The sequence below is a fragment of the Streptomyces sp. NPDC004647 genome (assembly GCF_040609575.1).
Classification (GTDB): domain Bacteria; phylum Actinomycetota; class Actinomycetes; order Streptomycetales; family Streptomycetaceae; genus Streptomyces.
Genome location: NZ_JBEXKU010000009.1, coordinates 82,872 through 106,614, shown reverse-complemented (window position 1 = coordinate 106,614; position 23,743 = coordinate 82,872). Strand labels below are relative to the sequence as shown.

Here is a 23,743-nt window from a genome sequence, read left to right as displayed (position 1 = left end):
GTCGAGCCAGGTGGTGAGGTAGTCCGCTACGGTCTGGTTCGGGTCGGCGTTGAAGCCTCCGGCCTCGCCGTCGAGCAGGCGGCGCAGGGCCGCCCGGGCGGCGTCTTCGTGAGCGAATCCGCCGCGTCGGATGGTGGTGCGTGTCCCTTTGGGTGCGGGCAGGTCGACGGCGAAGGTCCAGCTGCCTGGTCACGGTCGGCGACGAGCTTGGGACAGTGTGTGCCTAGCCGGCGGCGGTGCTGGTCGCGGCAGCCGCAGCGACGGTAGACGCGTCCGCGGTCGGCGGAGGAGCGCATGGTGATCGCCTCCTGTGGTGGAGCAAGGTGCCGACACCACCAGTCTCGAGGCGCGAGCACACCATGCGACCACCACCGATCATGACACCCTCTGACCTGGGATTCACCCGTGTCGAGGCGACAAATGCGCCAGCGGTCCGGCCTTCGAGGACGTGACTAAGACCAGATAGGGCAGGCCGAGCCGGCACCACCGCCGTACCCTGTGGCTGGCCGTCACAAGCCGCCGCTGTCGGAGCATGGGGTCAGTCGCAGGTCACCCGGTCACGCGGGATGTAGTGCGTGCGGAACGGTTCCCGCGCCACTTCCTGGCCGTCCTCGTAGAAGACCCGCTCCACGGTGACGTCGAAGCCCACGAGCGGGGTCTGCGGCTCGCACTTCTCCTTGGCGCCCGCCTTCTCCCCCGGCTGCTTCACATTCGTACGCGACCCCTTGGTCGCCTTCACATCGTCGTACTTCTTGGTGCCGAGGAAGGTGACGGTCACGGAGCTGTCGGTGGCCTGGGTCTGGATGTAGATGGCCTTGCCCGAGTCGTTGTTGAACTTCAGGTCCAGGCTGCCCCAGGCGACCGTTGCGTCACGGCCCTCCGGATAACGCTCTATGTAGAAGGAGTGGGCGCCGTACTCCACCGGCTTCACCCCGGCGAAGAACATCGCGTTGAAGACGGTGGTGGCCACGGCGGAGACACCGCCGCCGGGCGCCTTGGTGTACTGGTCGTTGAGGATCATGGTGCCGTCGACGAAGCCGTTCGCCTTGGTGCGCTCGCCGACCGTCTCGTTGAAACTCCAAGTCTCGTTCGGCAGCACCAGGGAGCCGTTGATCAGTTCCGCCGCCCGGCCGATGTTCTTCTTGCGGTACTCGGCCGGCTCGAAGTTGACGGTGAAGGAGGACATCTTCTCCTTCAGACCCAGCTGCGCGGCGTTCTCGCGGGTCACCTTCGGCTGGGCCTTCTCCGTAGCCACCTCGCCGGTGCGGGCAGCCGCACCCGACTTGGTGAGCAGCGGCAGGACGGCCTTGCTCAGCGCCTTGTCCGTGACTTCCTGGCCGGGCTTGCCGTCGCTGTCCACCACGACTTTGTCGCCGTCGAGCCGCAGCTTGGCGTCTTCGGCTGGGCCCGTGACATCCGCCAGGGGGCGGGCTGCGAGCAGGCCCTTGCCGTCGAGCTTCGGCGTCAGCTTTCCGGTCTTGTCCGGCCGCATCTTCAGGTGCTCACCCAGGACCGCCTGGCTGATCGTGAGTCGCTCGCCACCCAGGGTGAGCGTGACCGGCGCCGACATGGCCGGGCCTGCGAACTCGCGCACCGCCCGCTGCGTCTGTGCGGCGGTGACCTTCGGCTTGATCTCGCGCGTGGGCAGGGCCGCGGCCGAGTGGGACGTGCCGCTGAGGAAGGAGGCACGCAGAGTGTCGACCGCGGCGTCCACGTCCAGGGCGTACCCGCTGCGCGGCGCGACTTCGTTGACCTTGCCGTTGTCGAATGTCACAGCGCCGTCGCCTGCCTTCTGGTCGAGTCTCTTCGCCAGTTTCCCCAGGGCGCCGCGGGCCTTCTCCTCGTCGATACGGACCACCGGGTCGACGTCACCGCCCGAGTGGAAGAGCCCGCCGATCACGGTGAACGGATCGGCGCCGGTACGCGCTGCCCGGTCGACGATCTGCTGAGTGTCGAAGGTGAGTCCGGCCTGCTGCGGGTCGATCTTGCCGCTGCGGTCGCCGACCCTCACGGCCAGATCCTGTGAGGCGGCCGCCGACAGGTGCTTCTCCAGCTTCTGCGTGGCCTCGGCACGGCTCAGACCCCCGATGTCCAAACCGTGCACCGTCGTACCCGAGACGACTTCACCGCCCGTAAGCAGCAGTCCGGCGAGATAGAGGCCGCCGACGCCGACAGTCAGCGCACCACCTGCCAGGGCGACGGGCCGTACGGAGGCTATTCGACGGCGCATGGCCCTCCTGGACGATCGACGGCGCACCCGATGACACAACGCTGAGTGCATGGAGAAGTCATCAAGCTACCGAAACGGGAAAATAAATGCGTATGCCATAGATCACACAGGGCCTTGCAGGGTAATCGCCGCCTGAGCGGTCAACCAGGGGGATGCTTGCAGCGCGGCCTCGCAGGTAGCTGCGGCCCGGGCACGGGCACCCAGGTGTACAGCGGGGACGGTAAGACGCACGGCCCGGAGGGAGGGGAGGGGCATCGTACCCGCCGCGTGCCCGATCAGGCGGTGTCTGTCTCCTCGTCGTCTCCCGTGCCCGACTGTCTTTCGGCGGCGTGCAGCCTGTCCTCCTGTACTCGGGCATTCAGGGCGGGCTCGCTCCACTGGCCGCGCGCGGCCCCCGGCTCGTCGCCGGGCCCGACGCTCCTGTCTCCGCAGCAGAGAAAGTGGACCGGTGATACGCGTGCTGAGAGCCTGCTGAGCCAACTCGCCGGGTGGCTCTCCCGGGGCGGTTGACGCCGCCAAGGACGAGCCGCCAGTGACCGAACCGCCGTCAATGGCTCGTCCTTTCGTGCTGCCGGATCGGTGAAGTTGATCTGTGCTGTGCGCACGGGCAGAACCAAGTTTCCATCTGGTACGCCAGCAAAGGACCAGCAACGTGAAGGACGACAATCATTACGGGTGAACCGTCGAGCCGATCAGCGGGTGATCCCCGCTGGAGAATCGAAGACGACAAAGCCTGTGGTGAGCTCAATCCGCCGACCACAGGCTGAGGTTGAACGACAAGCTCGGCGACGGGCCCTTCAGTACCGACGGAGAAGCCGGGAGACGAGCTGGCCGATACCCATGTAGAGGACTGCGGCGAAACCGTAGTTGAGGAAGACGCCCGTCTTGGCGCTTTCCGGCGTGAACAGAGGGTCCATGCCCAACGCCAGGCTTCCCGCCAAATCGTTGATAAACAGGACGAAATCATTGCCCTGGTTCGCCGCGAAAATCACGAAAAAGATATGCAGCGCGAGCACGGACGCGATCAGCCCGGTAATGACGCTGACGGCCGTGCCTGCCGCGTGGGAGCCCTGGCTACTGCGGGCGCGCGTGCCTTCACTGTGGATCGATTTCATGTGGGGCATCTTAGGGCCCTGTGCGTCGCCGCACGCAACTCCGGTTACACCGCCGAATCCTTCCACTTACGCGTTGCTAAAAGCACCTATGTGCCGAACTTTGGAATGTGTACTCGCGGGATGCTATGCCTCTTGACAGCGCCGATAGCGTCGCCGGTCACGGCAAGTCTGTCGCTCCGGCTTTCGTTCGTGGCCGAGCCGTCAATCACCGGTGACGGTTGGCGGGCCGTCGCCAGAGGCCAGGAGCAACAACATCGGGAGGACGCGTGCAGCACGCCCACGGCACCCGCCGGTTTCATGGAGCGGCGTTGGCCGGCGGCCGGTACAGGTTGGAGACCCACCTCGGCAGCGGTGGCGTGGCCGACGTCTACAGCGCCTTCGACACGCAGCTGGGTAGATCTGTCGCGATCAAGGTGTTCCAGCCCAACGCGGGTGGAACAGATGAGCGCCGGTTCCATGAGGAGGCGCGCCTGCTGGCCGGGCTGAACCATCCGGGTCTGGTGACCGTGTACGACTTCGGCGTCGAGGCGTACCAGCCGTTCCTGGTCATGGAGCTGGTCAGCGGGAGGTCGCTCAGTGAACTGCTCCTGGGCGGGCCGCTGGGTCTGGACAAGGTAGCCGCCCTCGGCGGCCAGCTCGCCGAGGTGTTGGCTTACGTACACCAGCGCGGCGTCGTGCACCGCGACATCAAGCCCGCCAACATCCTGTTGGACCACAACGGCAATGCCCGCCTTGCCGACTTCGGGATCTCCGAGTTGTTGAGCGCGCCCCGGCACATCGCTGAAGGTGGCGTGCCGGGCACGGCCGCCTATATGGCGCCGGAACAGGTCCAAGGGTGGAACGCCGGACCTGCGGCCGATATCTATGCGCTCGGTCTCGTGTTGCTGCAGTGCGTGACTGGGCGGGTGGAGTACCCCGGCGACGGGCATGAAGCGGCGACGGCCCGGTTGTCGCGGCCGCCTTACATACCGGCGGAGCTGCCTGCGCGGCTACGCCGAGTGCTGACCGCGATGACCGTCTCCGACCCGGCCGCCCGACCCACGGCCGCGCGGTGCGCGGCGATGCTTCACCCCGATGAGGTTCCCCAACGTCCTGAAGCCGGGCCTGCCTTCCAACGCCCGCCGCAGCGGGAATCAAAGACGCTGCGCAACTGGGCACTCGGCGGAGCGGCGGCGATTCTCGCGGTCCTCGTATGGACAGCCCTCGCTGACGGCGAGGAGAAGTCGGAATCCGAGCCGACACAGACCCCCACGAGCAGCGCCTCGCAGGAGCCCGGACTCCCCGATCTTCCCAGCGAGAAGCCCTCTGTCGACGTCCCGGACGTTCCCAAGGGCGAGGACAAACCCTTGGACGAACAGATCAAGGACTGGTTCGGTGGAGACAGCGACAGCTCCGAGCCGGGGAACGAAACCGGGAGCGAGGACAGCGGACAGAACGACAGCGGTGAGGTCCCGAAGGACGAAGGCAAACCGGAGGTGGACGAGGGCGGCTTCTTGGACTGGCTCACCTCGCTTGGCGAAGACGGACAGTAGACCCCAGCACCAGGGGATGTCTGCCGGGGGCGGATTGCTCAGAGGTCGTTTTCTCCCGTTGTTTCATCCCGGGATTTTCCCTTTGTTCACGGGTGTCGGATCGCGCCAGGGCACAGTTGCCTCGCCGGTGAGGCAGCGGGCCATGAGGCCGGTCATGGCCAGGTGGATCATGGCTTCGGAGCGTGCTGGGAGGGTTTCGTAGTCGCGGGCACGTGGGGGTCAAGGGGTCGCAGGTTCAAATCCTGTCGTCCCGACTGGGAGCTAGCTCCATAGTCGCGGGTCAGAGGCCGTTTTTCGATTCGAGGGAAGACGGCCTTCTGCGTGTTTTCGAGCCTGCTTCTCACAACTTCTCACCGTTCTGCGCACTTGATGATGATCAAGTGTGCACTATGCCCACGTGTAGCGCGTCTCACCGGCTGCGAAGATCATCGGGAATGCTTGGGCGAGCCGCAGTTCCCCGGAGGCCGGGACAGACGAGCGTGCTGCACCTTTACCCATCGGAGCGGCGGTCGGAGGAGCAGCCAGGCGAGCAGGCCCTCGCCCGGCCCCTTTTCCCGCCCGTCCTCGGGCCAGCTATGCATCGCCTCGAATCCACTGTCCCCCGGATGAATGTGCCAAGTTGCGGTGGCTCGTTGCCTGTCGAGCAATCAGCTCGAGCCGCCGGGCACCACTAGTCCCAACTCGTAGGCCAGGATGACGGCCTGGGCGCGATCCCGCAGGTTCATCTTGGCGAACAGCCGGTTGATGTGCGTCTTCACGGTGTGATCGGTGATGGTCAGCTGCTCGGCGATATCGGCATTGGACAGCCCCTGCGCGATGAGTACCAGCACTTCCGCCTCACGAGCCGTCAATTCGCTTACATGCCCCGTCGGTAGCCTGGTACGGCGTTGCCGGGTGAACTCCGCTATGAGCCGTGAGGCGGAGAAGCCGCTTGTAGCAGCACAGGGCCGCCGCGAGACCGAGAAAGGCCAGGTAGTTTCGGGGATGGCGTTCGTAGCGCGGGCTGATCCTGCGGTATCAGGACAGCCACGAGATGGTCCGCTCGATCACCCATCTGTGACGGCCCAGCCGTTCGCTGGACTCGATGCCTTTGCGGGCGATGCGCACACCGATGCGCTTGCCCCGTAACCATTTCCGCAGGTGGGGGATGTCGTAGGCCTTGTCTGCATGCGCTGCGGCTTGAAGTGGCGGCCGTTGTGGGGTCGTGTCTCGTTTGGTGACCCTCCACCATGGGCTTCAGGCCTTCGCTGTCGTGGAGGTTGGCGGCGGAGACGCCGACGACCAGGGGCAGTCCGTTCGCGTCCGACAGGACGTGCATCTTGGAACCCGGCTTACCTCGGTCCACGGGGCTCGGACCTGTGTGTTCGCCCCCTTTTTAGCGCGCACGTGAGCGGAGTCGAGGACGACGCGGGAGACATCGATGAGACCTGCGTCGTCGAGTTGCTGCAGGACCGCTTCGTGGAGCCGGGCCCAGACACCGGCCCGCGACCAGATCATGAACCGGCGGTGGGCCGTCGATTTTGATATGCCGAAGCACGGCGGCAGGGCACGCCAGGCGCAGCCGCTGACCAGCACATAGATGATCGCGGCGAGCACCGTCTCATCAGGCGTGTTCTGGGTCCCGCCGCCCTGCGGCCGCACCCGGTCCTCCGGAATCAAAGGCCTGGCGAGCTCCCACAAGCCGTCCGGAACAATCCAACTCCACGTATCCCGCCCCATGAACAGCCCAACGACCGATCACCACATGGGACACCGTCTCAGCCGCGCGCCCGTCAGGGTACGGACTTCGAAGAAGTCACATGCGAGCAGTGCTTTGGCCTGGCTTCGCAGGAAGTCAGTCCAGGTCGTGCTGTGCCGGGCAGGGCGGGATGCCGTCCTCGCGGAGGATCTCCCAGACGGTAGACGCGGCGATCTTGATGCCCAGGACTGCGAGTTCGCCCTGGATCCTGCGGTACCCCCAGGACGGGTTCTCGCGGCCCAGGCGCAGGATCACAGCGCGGATCGAGCGGATGGTGGGTGGCCGTCCGCGGCGCTTGGGAACGCAGATGGCGGCATGGCGGTGCTTGATCAGGTCGCGGTGCCAGCGCAGGATCGTGTCCGGCTGGACGATCAGCAAGAAGCGGCGCAGGCCACGGGGAAACGCTGGCGACGCCAGTTCATCCGCGCGTCGGCGGAGCCAACCCGGCCTCGGACGTCGGCCAGTGCTGTCATGCCGCCATCATGATCAGCATGGTGGCCATGCACCCGCCCATGCCCACCTGGCCGACGAGGGCCGCGTTCGGCGCGGAGAGTCCGCGGCTCCGGCGGGGTCGGCTGTGCCGAGCGGCTGAACTGGTCACCGCGGGCGTCGGCTGCCGGGCGTCTCGCAGCCGGGCCCGTACGGACAGGGCCACGGATATCAGGAAGTACAGGGCCAGTGCGCCGAAAGCGAGGCGCCATACGGTGGTGGAACCTGAGGATGCCGCGGCTCCCGCTATGGAGTGGACGTGCATGCCTTCCAGCCCCGCCATGCCGTGCATGGAATCCATGCCGGGCATCGACTCCATGCCCTGCATGCCATGAGCTCCTCCGTGGGAGGCGCCCAAGGCGAGGACGGGCCCCGAGGACGCCCCGGGCATGGCCAGCGTCATCAGCACCATGGCGCCGCCGCCCACCACATGGTGAGCCCAGTGATGGAAGTGCCGCCAGCCGCGCCGGATCGCATCGCGCACGGACATCATCAGAGCGCCCAGGCCGACGGCGGCGAACACTGCGGCCCACAACACCGCCTGATCCCCGAACGCGCCGGCCGTGGGCGGGGCGGACATGCCTGCCATGCCGCCGGCCATCACCGTCTCGGCCGCGGCCGCATGCCGCGCCGAACCGTCGACCAGGGCCATCCGGACCAGGCTCCCGACAGCCACCACGGTGGCTATCACAGCCAGCGACCAGCCCAGCACCAGACCCGACATTTTGCCACCCTTCGCTCCGACTGGGCGGGGATGCGTACCGCGTCGACCACGGGTCGGCTCGCACCGCGGGCACACCCAGTCCGTCTGCCTCGTCGATCCCCGAAGCCGCTGGATGTCGCACCTCAGCTTGAGACGCAACGCAGCCAGCAGCGCCGGGCTTTGGCGTCGGCAGGACGCGAGTCCGCCGACACCTACTGATGTCCTAGTACGCAGCGCGCGGTGAGACTGCTCAGCGTGGGAGCGACGAGCAGGGCGCCCCGTCACTCCGCTGTGGTCGTGGAACTGATGGGGGGCTGGTGCGCCGGAAGCCGATGCGCCAGAGACCCTCTGCCGGAGTCCGGTCCGTTGACGGGGCGGAAGGATAGCCGGCGTTGAAGTGCATGTTGTCGGCCATCTTGTGTCCTGCCAGATCCTGTGCCGCTCGAAAAGTCATCGCTGCACGTCATGCCGCGTATCTGCACTCGTTGATGACGCCGCCACCGAGGATCCGGTTGCATAGGACTTTGCGGGTGCCGAGGTCGTGCACCGTGGCGGGTTGTGCGCACATCATCCGCCGCAGCGCGGTCCGACAGGTTCTCCGCGAACTGCAGCACCGACACCAGCGCCAACTGCCCCGGCGAGAACCCCGGACGGCCATCGCACGGATACAGGTCCGCGAACTCCTCGTCCTCGAACAGCACATCCGGCCGGTCCCGCACCAGCATCGCCGGCGTCCCCTTCGGGCATGCCGCCCACGCCGTGCGCACAGTCCTCACCGGAATCCGCTGGAAACCCCTCGCCCGCAACGACAACCGCATCCACACCCCAGAACCCGGGGCCACCCCGCACTCCTCCAGCGAAGCACCAACCCGACCCACCGTCAGCACCCCCGGAACATCACCAACAGAGTCATGCCGTTGCGTCAGGGCGGGGCGTAGTTGCAGTGGCTGCCGCGTCGTGGGCGCCGGGTGTCTCACGGGCCGTCGACGTCCGCGCGGAGCGCGTTGTAGTCCGCGAAGGCGGTCTCGACGTCTGTTCGTGTGAGGCCGTAGCGGGTCAGGTCGTAGGTGTGGGGGCGGGTGTCGGCTGGACGGGCCACCACGCCGGCCAGCCGGGATGCTTCGTAGCCGGTCCAGTGTGCACCGATGGCCTCGTAGAGCTTCGGGGCCCCAATGTGGGGGGCGGTGCCGAGCCAGGAGTAGGGAACATCCACCAACGTGTCCGGGGAGATGGCGCTGCGGGCCTCCAGCCCGCGGGTCATGCTTCGGCTCATCAGTTCCAGCCAGGTGGCGCCGATGGCGTGAAGGTCGACAGAGTTGACGCTGATTCCCATGCCTGTCTCCACCAGGCTGCAGAGAGACGCTACGGCGGTGACCGGGTCGCGGTGGGTCCATACGAGGGTGGCGTCGGGGAAGACGGTGCGCAGGACGTCGAGGTGCTCCAGGTGCATGGGGGACTTCAGGATCCAGCGGCGGCGCGGGCGGCCGTACTGGAGTACCTGGAAGACCTGCTTGAGGTAGCGGTAGTCGGGGAGGAAGTCCCGCTGGAGGTGCCAGGCCTGGTACGCGGGTATGCGGGCCTGGGACAGCGGCATCAGGGCGTGCGGGAGGGCGAAGGTGCACTCCTCGGGGCCCTCCGCGATCAGGGAATGGATGTCCCGGAAACGCGGGACAAGGCGGTTGGAGCCGTTCTCCATGCGGCGGGCCGCCGCGATCGCCTTGCGGCGGTGGCGCGGGGGCAGTTCCAGGTGGGGGGTGAGCAGTTCCCACAGCAGTGGGCAGCGGTGGTCGGCTGAGAGGGACAGGACGTTGTGGGTGAGGGTGGTGGCCGTGCGCGGCAGCCCCACGACGAACACCGGCCTGTCGATCGGCTCTTGTTCGATCTCGGGGTGTTCGGCGATCAGGCGTCGGATTCTGGCCCGGGTGGTCAGGTGCCGGCTCACGTGGTCCTTTGCCGAGCGCCAGCCGAGCGGGGTGAGGTTCTCGGCCCGGGACCAGTGGTGGAGCAGGAAACGGAAGTCCTCTGCGAATTCCTCGTCCCCGTCCGCCTGTCCGGCCTTGGCGAGGAGCCTGTCGAACACTCGGTCCGGTGTGTGGCGGGAGCCGAAGCCTGGTCTGAGGGAGAGGTTGACCAGGGTCAGGGCCAGCGGGGCGCGGGCCATGGAGGCAATCCTCTCCGGGGGAGGGGAGTTGACGGTGGTCATGCGAGTCCTTGATCCGTCGTTGGTTCAGGCATGGGTCGTCCGGGGGCGAAGCCGGCCGAGTCGGTGTTGTCCGAGCACGAGCGGTAGACGCTCTGCGGCCCGGTCCTGGGGCGTTTCGTCAGTCCGCACGGGAAGGCTGCGGTCACCGCCCCAGGTACACCGGCAGCTCCTCCATGCCCTGCATGATCACGCTCTCCCGCCACCGCAGCTGCTCCGGCGACACCGCCAGCCGGGTACGGGGAAAGCGCTCTATCAGGCGGCCGATCGCCACCTCGCCCTCCAGGCGCGCCAGCGGGGCGCCCAGACAGTAGTGGATGCCGTGGCCGAGGGCGAGATGCCCGCCGGCGGACCGGCTCACGTCCAGGAGGCGGGGTTCGTCGAACTGATCGGGGTCCCGATTCGCCGAGCCGAGTCCCAGCAGCACCAGTTCCCCTTCGGGAATCACTGTGTCCCCGATCCGGACCGGCTCGGTGGTGTACCGGTACGTGGCCAGCCGGACCGGGCTGCCGTAGCGCAGCAGCTCCTCCACCGCGCGCGGCAGCAGCGCCATGTCGCCGCGCAGCAGCTCCCACTGGTCCGGGGCGCACAGCAGGGCCAGGACGCCGTTGCCGATGAGGTTGACCGTCGTCTCGTGTCCGGCGATGAGCAGAAGGACGGCGGTGCCGAGCAGCTCCTCCTCGGTGAGCCGGTCGCCGTCCTCGTCAACGTGCACCAGCGAGCTGAGCAGGTCTCCGGCGGGCCGGGCCCGCTTGGCGGCGATCAGCTCGGCCATGTAGCCATTGAGCTCCCGAGCGGCCTTCTCGACGGCCGCGAGCTGCCCACCGCTGAGGAGCGTGCCCGTCCAACGGCGGAAATCCGCCTGCCGTTCAAGCGGAACCCCCATCAACTCGCAGATGACGGTGATCGGCAGCTGGAAGGCGAAGGATCCGATCAGGTCCGCGGGTCGGTCCGTGGGCATCGCATCGAGCAGATCCTCAGTGATCTCGAGCACCCGCGGCCGCAGCTGCTGGATGCGGCGCTGGGTGAACGGCTTGGCCACCAGCCGTCGCAGCCGGGAGTGGTCCGGCGGGTCGCCATTGAGCATGTGGCGCGGATATATGTGAGACATCTGCACCCTCTGCCCAGTTTCGGCAAGCTGACGGGCGATGATCTCCCGTACCCGGACGGCGTCCTTGGCGAGACGCGGATCGGTCAGGGCCGCGCGGACGTCCCCGTAGCGGGTGACGACCCACGCGCGGGTCCCGTTGGGCAGGAGCAAGGGGTGGGCCGAGCCGGCTGTGCGCAGCCGCGCGTGGACGGTGTGCGGATCCCTCAGGTAGTCGGGGTCGATCACCAGGCTGAGGGGTTCCGTAGGGGTGGCGTTCACGTGGTGGTCTCCAGGTGGTCCGCTCGTACTACAGGGCCAGATCGGCTGCACCCCGCCGGAAGTCGCAGTTGACCGTCTTGGAGATCAACGCACATGGGCGAGATCACCGCAGGTCGCGGCGGTAAGTAGGCCCTGTAGTGCCAGGCCGGGGCATACGTGGTCGCAGTGTGAGATACCGGAGCCGCTCCAGGATGACCCAGCGGGAGCCGGCGGACCAGAGCACTTTTGGGCATGCGGGAAATGTCCAACTACCGACTCAGACGAGCCGAGCACCGCCACCGGCCCCAGCCTGTGGGTGCCGGAAACTATGTCACCCCTATGCGACCTGGGTGTATTCGTGGATGAGGCCGCCGAGTCGATCGCGTCGGTGGATGCGAGTGTTGTCGGTGGCGGTGAGTGGTCCGGGCTCGGTGAGTCGGTCCGGCGCCCGTTGTCCGAGGGATCGGTGCGGCCTGTGTCTGTTGTAGTGCTCCGCGTACTCACTGACGACGAGGCGTAGGTGGCGCTCTCCCGTGATCAGGATGCGGTCGGTTGCCTCGCGTCGGCATGATCCGATCCAGCGTTCCGCGATGGCGTTCATCCGGGGTGCCCGGGGCAGTGCCGGAAGGCCGGAAGGACGTGCACGCCGATCGCCTGGAAGACCGCGGCATCCGAGCGGGCGAGCAGGGCAAGCCATCGGAAGGTCTGGCAGGCGAGCAGGTAGATCAGCCGTATCACCACGACCGGCATGCTGCCTCAGAACGGCTTGCTGCTCCTGGGGTCTGTCAGATTCGAACCGGCCGGTCAGCCCGGTGACATAATTTCCGGCACCCACAGGGTCCGGGCCGGCGCAGACCTCTGGGCAGCGGTCGCACCCGAGACCACGTCACCGGCGCCCGCGGCGGCCTTGCCCGCCAGGCCCTGTCGTCATATTCCCGCCTGCGCCGCGAACCAGCTCGCACGGGGGCGCCCCCACGATGCCGCGGGCCCGCGCTTCGGGCGGACGACGGGAATGTGACAACAGGACCTGGCCCCGACCAGACGAGGCTGGCGCCTACGGCGCCGTGACCCTCACTGGTTCGGTGTCGGCTGCGCTGTGCCGCTCGGCCCAGTTCTCCAGCGCCGTGCGGCAGGCGTGGTCCAGGTGGTGCAGCCCGGACAGGTCCAGCTCGATCGGCCGGTCTTGGGGCAGCGTCTCGAGGCTGTCGAGGATCTTCGGCAGCCGCAGGAAGGTCGCGTTGCCCGACAGGTACGCCTGGATGGGGCCGGCGCCCTTGTCGATGACCTCGAGCTTGACGTGCGAGGCTTCCCAGGCGGTCTTGGCGACTGACAGCGCCAGGCCGATCAGCACGCCCTCGAACATGTTGACTGCGACGATCGCCACGGCCGTGACCACCAGGATCAGCGCCTCACCGCGGTGCTCCCGCCACAGCGACACGATCTGCCGGAACGGGATCAGCTTCCAGCCCGCGTGTACGAGGATGCCGGCGAGGGCGGGCAGCGGGATCAGCGCCAGGGCGGACGGAAGCAGTGCCGCGATCAGCAGTAGCCAGACGCCGTGCAGCACGCGGGAGGCCTTGGTCTTCGCGCCCGCGTGGACGTTGGCCGAGCTGCGCACGATCACGGCGGTCATGGGCAGCGCGCCGAGCAGCCCGCACACGGCATTGCCCGCGCCCTGCGCCATGAGCTCCTTGTCGTAAGCGGTGCGCGGGCCGGTGTGCAGCCGGTCCACGGCCGCCGCGCTGAACAGGCTCTCGGCGGAGGCGATCAGTGCGAACGCGAGGATCGTGCCGAAGATGGCCGGGTCGGCCAGCTCGCCGAAGGCGTCGGCTCCGGGCGGCTGGATCGCGCCGAGCAGTCCCTGCACCTCGACGGTGGCGATCGGCAGGCTGAACGACAGCGAGGCGAGCGTGGCCAGCGCCACCGCCGCGAGCGCGCCCGGCACCGCCTGGGCTCGCTTTGGCATCCGCTTCCACAGGACCATCACGGCGATGGTGCCCGCGCCGAGCCCGAGCGAGGCCAGGGCCTCGGTGCTGCCGAGGGCGCGGGCGAGCGCCTCCGGCAGCCCCGCGATCTTGTCGATGCCGGACGCCGGGGGCTGCAGGCCCGCCGCCGCGTACAGCTGGCCCGCGATGATCACGAGCCCGATGCCGGCCAGCATGCCCTCGACCACCGAGACCGAGATGGCCCGGAACCAGCGGCCCAGCTTCAGCGCGCCCGTGACGAGTTGGAGCAGCCCGGCGGCCAGCACGATCACGCCGAGCGCGGGCAGCCCGAACTCGCGGACGGCCTCGAAGACGAGCACGGTCAGACCCGCGGCCGGCCCGGACACCTGGAGGCTGCTGCCGGGCATCAGCCCCGTGAGGATGCCGCCCACGATTCCGGTGACCAGGCCGAGCTCTGCCGGGACGCCGGAGGCGACGGCCACGCCGACGCACAGCGGCAGCGCGACCAGGAAGACGACGAGGGAGGCGGCGAAGTCCTGCTTGAGGTAAGGGAACTTGGTCATAGCAGTCATGGCGCTGCTCACAGGGCCGCGAAGGTGTCGGTGTCGTCGCGGTGTTCGCGTACGGCCCCGGTGTGCACTTCGTAGTACCAGCCGCGCACCCGCAGCCGTCGCTGGGCCAACCCCTTTTCCACACAGGGGTAGGAGCGCAGGCGGAGCAGCTGGGCGAGCACATGGTGCTGCACGGCCGCGGTGACCGCCGGGTCGCCCGGGTCGGCCGATGCGGGCTTGTCCGCGGCGTGCGCGAGCCAGTCGCGTACGGCGGGGACGGCGTCAAGGTCGTCGCCGCGCACCAGCGCGCCGACGGCACCGCAGTGCGAGTGGCCGCAGACGACGATGTCCTGGATGCCGAGCACCTCCACGGCGTACTCGATGGTGGCGGCCTCGGAGGTGGGGTGCTCGGAGGCGTACGGGGGGACGATGTTGCCCGCGGTGCGCAGCTCGAAGAGCTCGCCGGGGCGGGCTCCCGTGATCAGGGCTGGTATGACCCGGGAGTCGGAGCAGGCGATGAAGAGGACCTGCGGGGACTGGCCCTCGGCGAGCCTGGCGAACTCCTCAGGGCGTTGTCCGAACGTGCGGGCGTTGTCGATGAGGGGCTGCATGTGTGGTGATTCCTCCTGGCGCGCCGTGGCGGCGCGTCGGACGGGCAGGACAACGTGGGGGGTGGACACTGCTCCGCTGTCAGCAGCGGAAGACTTGGAGTGCGGCCGGGAAACGGGCTGTTGAGGATCTCGACGAGCGATGGTGCCCGGCGCTGGGCGCGACCGGTGCGTCCGCGCGGCCGCCGGATCCTGCGTCAGCAGGGTGTGCTTGGGCAGCTTGGGCAGCTTGGGGGGCGGAGTCGGCGGCGCAGTGCCGGTCGAGGGTGCGCAGGAAACCGGCCGAGCCTCCGAGATAGCCGGCGTCGCGACAGCTGACGGCCTCGTCGCTCAGCACTTTCCCAGAGGACGTGATTCCGGACTGGGTTTTGGTCTCAGCATGATGGGCCGTCTGCGCGGGTGCGAACGGCGCGGCGGGTCCCAAGAACGGGAGGGCGAGCAGGACGGCGGCGAGGGCCGCAAGTGCGGTCCGGGCCGTCGTACCTCGGAACATGCGTCCGCTCCCACGAAGTTCGCACCTCTTGTGGGTGCCAAGTGTTGGTCAATGACTGGTCAAGAAACACGTTAGCCCGGCGAAGTTGTTTGCGGGGTTAACTCAACGTTTCGAGCTGGGGAGGGCTCGAAAAGTGGGTTGGTTTGGCGTGAACTGGCTCTTGACCTCGTTGAGTTGGTCGACTAAAGGGCTCGACGAGCCCGTAGCGCTTCAGAATGGCTTCACTGGCGCTGAGCTGGGGTTTTGGTGGTCGTCAGTCGGCTCTCCGGTACTCGTTGATGAGGCCGGCGACGGCTTGTCGACGTTCGAGTGCTCGCGGGAGGACGCCGCTGTCGATCTCAGCCCAGATGCCGGGGCCGTCGCGGCGTGCGTAGCCGCCGCCGGGCACTACGATCGCATCTGCTTCCTCCGGAGCCCAGCGGTGTTTCACCTGAATCCCCGTGCCGTACGCGGCGCGTATCAGTCTGGGCCGTCCTGTGGTGACGTACCGGACCTTGAGCACGTCCGGGCTGTGCATGGCAGAAGCTGAGAAGACCTCGTAAGGAGCGATGCAGTCCAACTCCTCGACTCCGTCGAACATCACGATGTCAACGCGCAGCGGTCCCGTCCGTCGCGGCGCGGCAGCCGCTGCCCCGGTGCTCATGGCTGTGGCCGTCAGTGTCCCGGCCGCGAAAGTTGCTGCGCCCGCCGCTGTCGTCCGGCGAAGAAAGTGTCTGCGTTCCAACGGTGTGCCTCCTGTGTCTGCCTGGGTCGGCTGTGCCTGGGCAGTGATGTGGCGTGCGTGCCCAGCGCGTATCTGCCGTGGGCACACGGTCGTGTGCGCGTGGTCGTCGCGACTGTCCCGGAGCAGCTCGGCGATGCCCACGGTTCACGGCTGCCGTAGGTGACCCTCTGAACCGAAACACGGTCGGCGAACGGCCCACGAACCGGTAGTCGTTCCGGACGACGACCGAGTTCCCACGCTGTTCGGCGGGGGCGGGCAATTTCTGGTCGGGTGTGGCGGTGGGGTGACGATCGCCGCGGGAGTTGACCGGCCTGCTCAGGGGCAGGCAGTCGCACGTGTAGGGCCTGGAGGGAGTAGCTGATCAACGCAGTGGTACCAGCCCTGGTCGGCCCGGCCAAGGCCCAGGGGTATCCCGCCGCTGGATCCCGGAGTGGACCACCGAACTCCTTGACCTGCTCAACATCCTCGGCATGCTCGTCCGCGAGGAAACAGCGCAGGCCAGACTCCTCCACGATGTGTGTACGGGCCCGCTGATCACAGCAGCCGACCTGACTACGGAGGGAATCCTGCCTGTGCCCGGCATGTGCCCGCGGGCCACTGAAATCGGACCCAGGCCCAGGAGAGGGCCTATTCGATCTGTGAGCATGTTCCGTCGTGCTCGGGCGGGCGGCTTAGTCCAGGGCGCGCCGCCGCTGGGCCCGCCAGGCGGCCAGCACCGGCTCGATCAACTGCCAGCGGACATCAGAGAGATAACGGGTGACGTTCCCTCATGCTCTGGATGTACCCGCCGGGGCCGAGTGCGCCCAGACGCGCGGGGCACCGGGAAGCTGGTACATGTCGACGTGCGTTCGGTGAGAGGGCATCAGACGTCTTCGTTGCGTATCAAAGCGACCGGACGCCGCCGGACCGGTCGGGCCGCCCCTGGCACCGCCGAGTGGCGATATCCGGCTGGGGCTGGTAGCTGTGGAGATGAAGTCACATCGCTTCTTGAACGTAGCGACCCTGGAGTACCCGGAGCTCGGTCGGCAGAGTGGCCGGCGAGTTGACCGGATGTCCATCGGTTGCTCACTCGGCGCCCTGACCTCGGGAAGCCCGGTGCGGGTGCCATACGGAGCTGGTCCCTATGGCCCGCGAACTCTTCCAGCCCAAGGTCAAGATCGTCACAGGCCCCGCGGAGGGAGGCGCGCTCCGGGAGTTGTGGACGCGCTGTCGCCGCCCCGTTGTTGCCGTCTTCTGGGGCGTGCGCAACCGGTGGCTGCTGCACCGGGGCCTAACCCGGGCGGGACGCTGGCGCAACCCTTTCAGGACGACCGTTGGCATCGCGGTGACTCTCGCGCTGGCACTGGTTCTGGTGTGGTGGGCTGGCCGCGGGCTGTGGGTCGTGATCCTCTCTGCCATGGCCCCGCCCAGGGATCCGCCGTCGTGGTTGTGGAAGGCACCCGATGGCATGTGCCAGAAAGTCGGTGCCTCGTGCGGGGCGGTTACCGGCGTGGTGCTCCCGGTGCTCGCACTGGCCGCCTCGACCGTGCTGTTCCTGGCCTGGCGGCTGTGGCGGGTGCGCCGCTACTGCACGCGCGGGGCGCGGACGGAGCCCAAGCGCCTGGTGCAGACGGCTGGCAGCCTCATGGACGAGGTGGTCGGGCGGGACCAGCTCTGCAATGCGATCATGAACAATCTGCGCGACCGGCGGGCCCGGCGCCCGCACGTCGTTGTCGGCAAGGTCGGGTCGGGTAAGACAGCTTTGCTGGTCCGCCTCACTGAGCAACTCGCCGCCAAGGGAGCCGTGCCTATTCCCATCCGGCTGCGCGACGCCGACACGAAGCTGGACTTCTGCGAGCTGGCCCGTGCCCGCTTCGAGGAGATCGTACAGCCCAGAGTCCGGTCCGGTTCCGAGACGGACAGGCTCTGGCGGTGGCTCCGGCAGCGCGCGGACCGGATCGTGGTCCTCGCGGACGGCCTTGAGGAAGCGCTCAATCAGGGGGACGTACGGGACCAGCGCGACAACCGCATCCGGGAAGCGATCCGCCGGGCCGGCGAGGAGAGGCTGCCGCTGGTCATTGCTTCCAGACCGCACGACCCGCTGGGCGGAATGCAGGCTGCCGTCACCGAACTCGAACCGCTGAGCCATGAAGCGGCGTTGAGGTATATCGGGAGCGGAGGTAGCTGGCGTTCGAACCCGATGCTGCTGGACCGGGTCGTGGAGGTCGCGAAAGTCGTCGATTCCCCCCTGTACCTGCAGATTGCCAGGGACCTGCAGCAGAAGGATCTACTGGAGTCGTTGTGGACAGAGAACGGGACTTCGGACCCGATGCTCAAAGACACCTGGGCGTTGCGGGCCGATCTCTTGGAGAGGTGGCTCGACGCACTGGTCGACGCAGAGGTGCGCCCCGAGTTGCCCCTCGGCAAGGACGCCAGAGCGGCGGTCGTGGACTACATCTCCGCGCTAGCGTGCATCGGGCTCGCGTCGGACCGGTCAGAGGTGCCGCTGTGGGAGCTCGACCCGTTTCTTGGCCCACACGACGACGGTGAGGTCGGTGATACCAGTGAGGGCCTGCGGCTATTCGATACGGTCCGAGGCCAGGAGCTCGATGACGAAGACGCTGCTGAATGGAACGAGCGGGTGGCCGAGGAACTGGACGAACGCCTGACGCCTTATCTTCCCCCTCCGTGCGACGGTGCCACGCCGACCGAGCACCGGATGGCCGACGACGCCAGGCCGAACGGCCTCCGCATGGACGTAAAGCTCGCCGCTACCTGGGGAACGCGCATGGGGCTGGTGCATGAGTGGGGTGGCACCGTCCACTTCCAGCACAGCGTTATGCAAGCCTACCTCGGGTCCCGATTCTTCCCATGCATGTTCGGCACCGAGCCCTCGGTGCTGCAGGTTGAACGGGGACTGTGGCAGCGGGCGTCCTCAGCCGTCGGCAGCAAGGGGACTGCACACCCATCCGCGGGGCAGCTCCGGGAAAAGACGGGAACGGTCCAGGAGAACCTTCCAGTGCCACGTAGGACAACAGCACACATCGCACAGGCAATAAACAGAGGAGGCCGAGAACTCCTCATCGCCTTCATGCTGTTCTCGCGCTCCCACCAGGGCCGGTGCACTTGCCCAGATGACGGAGAGCGGGCACTGTGCCCGGCAGCGACCCTGCGCGCATTGCTGTGGCGGGCCGCCGAGGGCCTGCTGGAAGAAGCGGACGAGACCGAGAAGCTACAGGAGCGGCGCAGAGCGGCAGCGACTGCAGCCGGGCGCCGGGACAACCGCGGCAGAAGCCGTATCAGGGCACTCGACATCTATGCAACGGCCGTGGACATCGACAGCATCGTCACCCTCCCCGCACACGCCGACCTCGTGCAGGCCATTAGCAATGAATGGGGGCGTTTCGAACGAGGCGAGAACCCGGCCGCCCTCCGTGAGGCGAAACTCACCCTGGTGAGGCAGTGGGGCTCGGCCGCGCGCCGCGTGGCGCGCCACGAAGCGTCCTACCGACACCTGTTCAAAGTCGGAAGCCACGATCGTGACCCCTTGGTCCGTGCTGAGATCGTGGCCGAGATCGGAAACGGCAGCGACAAGGCGTTCTGTGCCATCTACGAGCAGCTCGACAACTCGTACGATGCGGCGAGTGCGCGACGCCCGCCCAAGCCGACCTGCGACGGGCAGCCACAGTGGCCCCCACGGCGAGAAGGCAGTCTCAGCGACCGGGAGCGCCGAGCCAGGCAACGGGTGGCGACACGTTGGCAGCAACGTGACGAACGGTGGATGGCCCAGCGAGAGGCCAAGGACGAGTGGGAGAAGTGGCATCAGAGGACCATGGGCGTCTGGATCCTGCCCCGCCTGGTGGATACCTCCCCGATGACCAGCCATCTCGGCACTCCGCGCGCCGAGTTGGAGCGACTGACACGGGAGGTGACCGGCGTCGGCTGTCCGCACGAGGACGAGGAGGCGGCCGCCCCGGCCCGAGCCCGGTCCGACGATGGCACGGTGGCCGCGGGCTCGACGGCCAGCTCTGGCACCCGGATCGGTCTTGGCCTGGCCCTGGCCCAAGGCTTCAAGTACGCGGCCAACCGCCGTCCGGGGCCCCGAACCAATCAGGAGTCGCGCGAGTTCCTGATCAAGCAGGCGCAGGAACTGCTACGGCGCAGCACCCATTGGTACACCCGACTCACGCTCCTGCAAGCCTTGACCCTGTGGGCCCTGCCCGACGACGTGCGGCAAGACCGGCCGATCCGCGGACCGGGCGCGGATCCCAGCGGCCAGGTCTGCGAATGGCTCGCACGAAGCGACGGCCACGGGGAGCACCCGCTGGTGGAGGCAGCCGGCAGGCTCGCAGTGCGTGCTCTGCAGACCCGCCGTCCGGAGCGTTTCCTGTGGATCGATGCGGAGAGCACCTCGTGTACCGTCGGAACCGAGGTCAGTACCCCGGGCGAGCAGCGGGCCCACGACCTGTGGATCCCACCAGCGACCGGGTGGAGCACCCTGGACCCCACCGCCCAGCAGCTGTTGGCCGACGTGACGCTGCTGCAGGTACTCGAAGAGCGGGATCACCGGCCGAAAGACTTGATCCGGCTCCTGGAGCAGCGCGACCCGCACGAGTGGTCCCAGCTGCCCTCCTGCCTCAGCAGGGACCGTACGCGCCTGAACCCCGCGCGCGCGGTGGAACACCGCGCGCAGCCAGGAGCCCACTGCACCACCAACGACTGCCACCTGAGAATGTGCCCCTACCCGGCGAAAGCGCAGCACCTGCGGATGGAGTTCAGCGAGGTCTTCTGCCTTCGCCAGCGCGATCTGCTCAAGCCATGGCAGCCTCGAGCATGGCTGTACCTGCGGTTCCGGAGGGAAGCGTGGTGGCAGCGGGGAGTGCACGTATCTCGCATGCGTCGATTCTGGGACGAGATGGGCCGTCGGGCACGCGACGACTCCCACGAGGTAGCGGTCACCCGTCGTGCAGGAGACCGCCGTTGAGTGGCCTTCCGTCCAGCGGGACTTACATTCGTGACGACGACGGACCGAAGCACCTTGCCGCGGCTCGCTCGCGGGAAGACGTTGTAGGTGCGGACACCGCCGCGATGCTGCGGATGGACGCGGGGCGCCACCCCGACGACGTGCGGCTGAGCGAACTGGTCGTGGAACTCGCGGCCCACAGCAAACACTTCCGCGTGTGCTGGGCCGAGCGTCGGGTGCACGAGCGCACCGAGGGGACCAAGGGCTACCACCACCCGGTCGTCGGTGACCTCACCGTCACCTACCAGGCCCTCGCCCTGCCCGGCGGGACCGACCAGACCCTGTTCGTCTACACCGCCGAGCCCGGATCGCCCTCCGAGACCGCCCTGAGGCTTCTTGCGTCCTGGTCGGGCAAACCACTCGCCGACGACGGCGCCCGGACCGCCGTGCTGGCGCTGCTGTACTGGGAGTCGCTGACCACCTCGCTGCGCGAGATCAGGAACAACTTCCGGCCGATCGCACTGCAGGCGACCGGCCTCGTCCTAGTGACGGCTCTTCCTCAACGACGGCACGGCCCTGGTCCTTTCGGTCGTGGGCCTGGAACTCCTCACCACCGGCGAGCCGTTCTCCTGGTCCCACACCGCGGTGCGTTTCGTTGAAGCCTACGTCGGTGGCGCGGCCGTCGGCGCGGCTACCGACGGCACCGACGGGCCGGCGCGCTGATGAGAAAGCGGCCTGCCCGATCCCGATCACCTCGGTGGACAAGCCGCAGGGGGCACCGGCCGGCCCCGACCCTCGCCGTGAACGGCGGGCCGGGGCCGGTGCCGGTACGCGGCCTCAGGCCGCGCCGGCGGTGGGCCGGACGATGATCTCGCTGACGTCGACGTCGGCGGGCTGGTCGATGGCGAACGCGATGGCCGCGGAGACCGACGAGGCCGGGATGGCCACGCGACGGTAGGTGCGCATCTCTTCGCGGCCCACGGGGTCCGAGATGGACTCGGCGAGTTCGGACTCGGTGACTCCGGGAGAGATGGTCGTGACCCGGATGTCGCCGCCGACCTCCTGGCGCAGTCCTTCGGAGATGGCCCAGGCGGCGAACTTGGTGGCGCAGTAGACCGCGGCCGTGGGGGACACGACGTGGGCGCCGATCGAAGCGACATTGATGATCTGGCCGTGGTGCTGAGTCTGCATGATCGGCAGGGCCGCGGCGATGCCGTGCAGGACACCGCGGATGTTCACGTCGATCATGCGGTTCCACTCATCGAGCTTGAGGGCCTCCAGCTTCGACAGCGGCATCACGCCGGCGTTGTTGATCAGCACATCGATACGGCCATGCTTGCTGTAGGCGGCGTCGGCGAAGGCCCGTACCTGTTCGGCGTCGGTCACATCCAGAGGGTGGTACTCGGCACTGTGGCCGGCCGCATGGAGGTCCTCGGTGAGCTCCTTGAGCCGCTCGGTGCGGCGGGCGCCCAACACGACATGGTGACCTCGCCCGGCGAGCAGCCGGGCGGTTGCCTCCCCGATGCCGCTGCTGGCGCCGGTGATGAGAACGATTTTCCGAGCGGTTGATGTGGCCATGAATGAGACTCCTTGAACCGGAAGCGGAAGCGGCGACGCGTCGGGACGGCTCGTCCTGCGTCCACGGTCGGCTCACTGGCGCGAGGTAACCAGGCCGCCGTTCGTCCAGGTGCGGCGGTCCTGGGTGCGCCGCACCTCTCCTCATGGCCGGAGGGGGCCCGGCCGCCACGCGGCACGTCCGCCGCCGCCCCGTCAAAGGCGGCGGCCTCCCGATGGCGCCTATCGGCCCGATCGTGGGGTGCGGGAGTGGGTGGAATCGAGGTTGTTGCCGCCGTGGTTGGACACGGAGATCGCGGAGGCGCCGGTGTCGGCGGCGCGCAGAGCATCGCGGCCCACCAGGCGCTCGACGACGCGGCCCGCGTCACTCCACCCTCGTCAGAGCATGGACTGCATGACGAAGCCCACCAGGGTCGGCTACGCGAGGTGCAGCACCGCCCAGCAGGAGCTCCAAAATCGAAGCCGGCTCGACGCGCTGTGACCGTCTCCGAGAAGATCAGCATCCGGATCAGGGTGCGGCCGGAGTAGGCGCACCGACGATGCCGTTATTCGCTGATCGCGGCGCCTGGCCGCGGTCCCGATCGCCTAGCCTGGTGCCATGAGCGACGCATCGCCATTGGGCCAGTTCCTCAGAGCGCGACGCGAAGCCCTCAGCCCGGAGGATGTGGGGCTGCCCGCGGGCGGTCGCCGCCGTGTGCGAGGGCTGCGACGGGAGGAGGTGGCCTTGCGGGCCGGCGTGAGTTCGGACTACTACATGCGGCTTGAGCAGGGCCGGGAGGCCAGCCCCTCGTCACAGGTCCTCGACGCCCTTGCCCAGGCGCTGCAACTGGGCGACGAAGCCGCCGACCACCTGCGCAGACTCCCCCTCAGCGGTTCATGGCGGCGCCGCCAGGGCCAGGCGGACGTCAGTCCCCAGCTTCTGCGCCTCATGGACGGCTGGTCCCAGACCCCGGCCTTCGCCCTTGGCCCCGCCCTGGATGTTCTGGCGTGCAATGCCCTCGCCATCGCGCTGCACAGCGGCTTCGAGCGATTCGACAATCTCGCCCGCACGGTGTTCGTCGACCCGGCGGGCCGCGATTTCTACCAGGACTGGGACCGGGCCGCACACTCCTGCGTCGCGGAACTCCGCGCGGCGTACGGATATGACCCCGAGTCCCCCCGGATCGTTGAGGTCGTGGAGACCCTGTCAGAGCAGAGCGGCGAGTTCGCTGAGCTGTGGGCCAGGCACGAGGTGAAGAGCAAGGCCCAGGAGGGCAAGAACCTCAGGCATCCGCAGGTGGGGGACCTGGAGATCCAGTTCTCCGCCTTCACCGTCAACGGCGCCCCCCACCAGCAGCTCGTCGTCTACCAGGCGGAACCGGCCAGCCCGACCGCCGAGGCGTTCACACTGCTGCGCTCGTCGGCGGGAGAGCCCACGCCGGCGGACGAGGACGTGGCCCGACAGAACCTCGCACCGACGGAGAAGTAGACCCGCCCCGGCTTCCCGCCCCGGCCCGGTGTCCGGTGAGGGAAATGAAATCAGGCGGTCGTTCCGGGGGCGGCCTGGGCG

At 68.0% G+C, this 23,743-nt stretch carries 16 protein-coding genes and 4 pseudogenes; 4 read left to right on the top strand and 16 right to left on the bottom strand.

The window, feature by feature from the left end; all coding sequences use genetic code 11:
* Window positions 1-538: 538 nt before the first annotated feature.
* Entirely contained in the window at window positions 539-2,230 is a 1,692-nt protein-coding gene (locus tag ABZW18_RS06355) for a VanW family protein (RefSeq protein WP_356182856.1), read from the bottom strand.
* Between the two features lie 797 nt (window positions 2,231-3,027).
* Window positions 3,028-3,345: a hypothetical protein gene (locus ABZW18_RS06350; RefSeq protein WP_356182853.1), complete on the bottom strand. Its 318-nt coding sequence runs from the start codon at window positions 3,343-3,345 to the stop codon at window positions 3,028-3,030.
* 266 nt (window positions 3,346-3,611) lie between these two features.
* Between ABZW18_RS06350 and ABZW18_RS06345 the strand changes: the two genes are divergently transcribed.
* A complete protein-coding gene (locus tag ABZW18_RS06345) occupies window positions 3,612-4,877 on the top strand; it encodes a serine/threonine-protein kinase (RefSeq protein WP_356182851.1) in 1,266 nt (421 codons plus the stop codon).
* A 63-nt stretch (window positions 4,878-4,940) separates the two neighbouring features.
* Here the strand turns inward: ABZW18_RS06345 and ABZW18_RS06340 are convergent.
* From ABZW18_RS06340 to ABZW18_RS06285, 12 genes and pseudogenes are all read right to left on the bottom strand, one after another.
* Window positions 4,941-5,087, bottom strand: a pseudogene (locus ABZW18_RS06340) (IS5/IS1182 family transposase); the annotation flags it as partial.
* A 437-nt stretch (window positions 5,088-5,524) separates the two neighbouring features.
* Window positions 5,525-5,791, bottom strand: a pseudogene (locus ABZW18_RS06335) (LuxR C-terminal-related transcriptional regulator); the annotation flags it as partial.
* Window positions 5,790-6,596 (bottom strand): annotated as a pseudogene (locus ABZW18_RS06330) (IS5 family transposase); the annotation flags it as partial. The pseudogenes ABZW18_RS06330 and ABZW18_RS06335, both read right to left, overlap by 2 nt.
* Before the next feature lie 39 nt (window positions 6,597-6,635).
* A pseudogene (locus tag ABZW18_RS06325) lies at window positions 6,636-7,032 on the bottom strand (helix-turn-helix domain-containing protein); the annotation flags it as partial.
* Window positions 7,033-7,084: 52 nt separating this feature from the next.
* Window positions 7,085-7,828, bottom strand: coding sequence for a DUF5134 domain-containing protein (locus ABZW18_RS06320; RefSeq protein WP_356182848.1), 744 nt, complete (start codon window positions 7,826-7,828; stop codon window positions 7,085-7,087).
* 952 nt (window positions 7,829-8,780) lie between these two features.
* Window positions 8,781-9,968, bottom strand: a complete 1,188-nt coding sequence (locus tag ABZW18_RS06315; RefSeq protein ID WP_356182909.1) for a sulfotransferase — start codon at window positions 9,966-9,968, stop codon at window positions 8,781-8,783.
* A 184-nt stretch (window positions 9,969-10,152) separates the two neighbouring features.
* Window positions 10,153-11,376, bottom strand: coding sequence for a cytochrome P450 (locus tag ABZW18_RS06310; RefSeq protein WP_356182845.1), 1,224 nt, complete (start codon window positions 11,374-11,376; stop codon window positions 10,153-10,155).
* 316 nt (window positions 11,377-11,692) lie between these two features.
* A complete protein-coding gene (locus ABZW18_RS06305) occupies window positions 11,693-11,956 on the bottom strand; it encodes an integrase core domain-containing protein (protein WP_356182843.1) in 264 nt (87 codons plus the stop codon).
* Window positions 11,953-12,096 carry a hypothetical protein gene (locus ABZW18_RS06300; RefSeq protein WP_356182841.1) on the bottom strand — a complete coding sequence of 48 codons (144 nt, stop codon included), beginning with the start codon at window positions 12,094-12,096 and terminating at the stop codon, window positions 11,953-11,955. Before ABZW18_RS06300 ends, ABZW18_RS06305 begins: the two co-directional genes overlap by 4 nt.
* A gap of 313 nt (window positions 12,097-12,409) precedes the next feature.
* Window positions 12,410-13,864 (bottom strand): SulP family inorganic anion transporter, encoded by a 1,455-nt coding sequence (locus ABZW18_RS06295; RefSeq protein WP_356182839.1) that lies wholly within the window; start codon window positions 13,862-13,864, stop codon window positions 12,410-12,412.
* 17 nt (window positions 13,865-13,881) lie between these two features.
* Entirely contained in the window at window positions 13,882-14,463 is a 582-nt protein-coding gene (locus tag ABZW18_RS06290) for a carbonic anhydrase (protein ID WP_356182836.1), read from the bottom strand.
* 743 nt (window positions 14,464-15,206) lie between these two features.
* A complete protein-coding gene (locus ABZW18_RS06285) occupies window positions 15,207-15,596 on the bottom strand; it encodes a DJ-1/PfpI family protein (RefSeq protein ID WP_356182833.1) in 390 nt (129 codons plus the stop codon).
* A gap of 1,204 nt (window positions 15,597-16,800) precedes the next feature.
* Between ABZW18_RS06285 and ABZW18_RS06280 the strand changes: the two genes are divergently transcribed.
* Together ABZW18_RS06280 and ABZW18_RS06275 are read left to right on the top strand one after the other, a co-directional pair.
* Window positions 16,801-20,640 carry an NACHT domain-containing protein gene (locus ABZW18_RS06280; RefSeq protein ID WP_356182831.1) on the top strand — a complete coding sequence of 1,280 codons (3,840 nt, stop codon included), beginning with the start codon at window positions 16,801-16,803 and terminating at the stop codon, window positions 20,638-20,640.
* The gene (locus ABZW18_RS06275; RefSeq protein ID WP_356182828.1) at window positions 20,637-21,278 is read left to right on the top strand and encodes a hypothetical protein; all 642 of its coding nucleotides are present in this window, start codon (window positions 20,637-20,639) and stop codon (window positions 21,276-21,278) included. The genes ABZW18_RS06280 and ABZW18_RS06275 overlap by 4 nt, the downstream gene beginning before the upstream one ends.
* A 178-nt stretch (window positions 21,279-21,456) precedes the next feature.
* On the opposite strand, the gene ABZW18_RS06270 is transcribed toward ABZW18_RS06275, so the two are convergent.
* Together ABZW18_RS06270 and ABZW18_RS06265 are read right to left on the bottom strand one after the other, a co-directional pair.
* Window positions 21,457-22,197 (bottom strand): SDR family oxidoreductase, encoded by a 741-nt coding sequence (locus tag ABZW18_RS06270; protein WP_356182825.1) that lies wholly within the window; start codon window positions 22,195-22,197, stop codon window positions 21,457-21,459.
* A 219-nt stretch (window positions 22,198-22,416) separates the two neighbouring features.
* Window positions 22,417-22,533 carry an alpha-hydroxy-acid oxidizing protein gene (locus ABZW18_RS06265; RefSeq protein WP_356182822.1) on the bottom strand — a complete coding sequence of 39 codons (117 nt, stop codon included), beginning with the start codon at window positions 22,531-22,533 and terminating at the stop codon, window positions 22,417-22,419.
* A gap of 259 nt (window positions 22,534-22,792) precedes the next feature.
* Between ABZW18_RS06265 and ABZW18_RS06260 the strand changes: the two genes are divergently transcribed.
* A complete protein-coding gene (locus ABZW18_RS06260) occupies window positions 22,793-23,662 on the top strand; it encodes a helix-turn-helix transcriptional regulator (protein WP_356182820.1) in 870 nt (289 codons plus the stop codon).
* The last annotated feature ends 81 nt before the right edge of the window (window positions 23,663-23,743 follow it).

Bases quoted from the DNA above. Each gene is read 5' to 3' on its own strand.
- ABZW18_RS06320 (WP_356182848.1), bottom strand. From the start codon at position 7,828: ATGTCGGGTCTGGTGCTGGGCTGGTCGCTGGCTGTGATAGCCACCGTG.
- ABZW18_RS06270 (WP_356182825.1), bottom strand. From the start codon at position 22,197: ATGGCCACATCAACCGCTCGGAAAATCGTTCTCATCACCGGCGCCAGC.
- ABZW18_RS06295 (WP_356182839.1), bottom strand. From the start codon at position 13,864: ATGACCAAGTTCCCTTACCTCAAGCAGGACTTCGCCGCCTCCCTCGTC.
- ABZW18_RS06290 (WP_356182836.1), bottom strand. From the start codon at position 14,463: ATGCAGCCCCTCATCGACAACGCCCGCACGTTCGGACAACGCCCTGAG.
- ABZW18_RS06280 (WP_356182831.1), top strand. From the start codon at position 16,801: ATGGCCCGCGAACTCTTCCAGCCCAAGGTCAAGATCGTCACAGGCCCC.
- ABZW18_RS06285 (WP_356182833.1), bottom strand. From the start codon at position 15,596: ATGAGCACCGGGGCAGCGGCTGCCGCGCCGCGACGGACGGGACCGCTG.
- ABZW18_RS06260 (WP_356182820.1), top strand. From the start codon at position 22,793: ATGAGCGACGCATCGCCATTGGGCCAGTTCCTCAGAGCGCGACGCGAA.
- ABZW18_RS06350 (WP_356182853.1), bottom strand. From the start codon at position 3,345: ATGAAATCGATCCACAGTGAAGGCACGCGCGCCCGCAGTAGCCAGGGC.
- ABZW18_RS06355 (WP_356182856.1), bottom strand. From the start codon at position 2,230: ATGCGCCGTCGAATAGCCTCCGTACGGCCCGTCGCCCTGGCAGGTGGT.
- ABZW18_RS06315 (WP_356182909.1), bottom strand. From the start codon at position 9,968: ATGGCCCGCGCCCCGCTGGCCCTGACCCTGGTCAACCTCTCCCTCAGA.
- ABZW18_RS06305 (WP_356182843.1), bottom strand. From the start codon at position 11,956: ATGAACGCCATCGCGGAACGCTGGATCGGATCATGCCGACGCGAGGCA.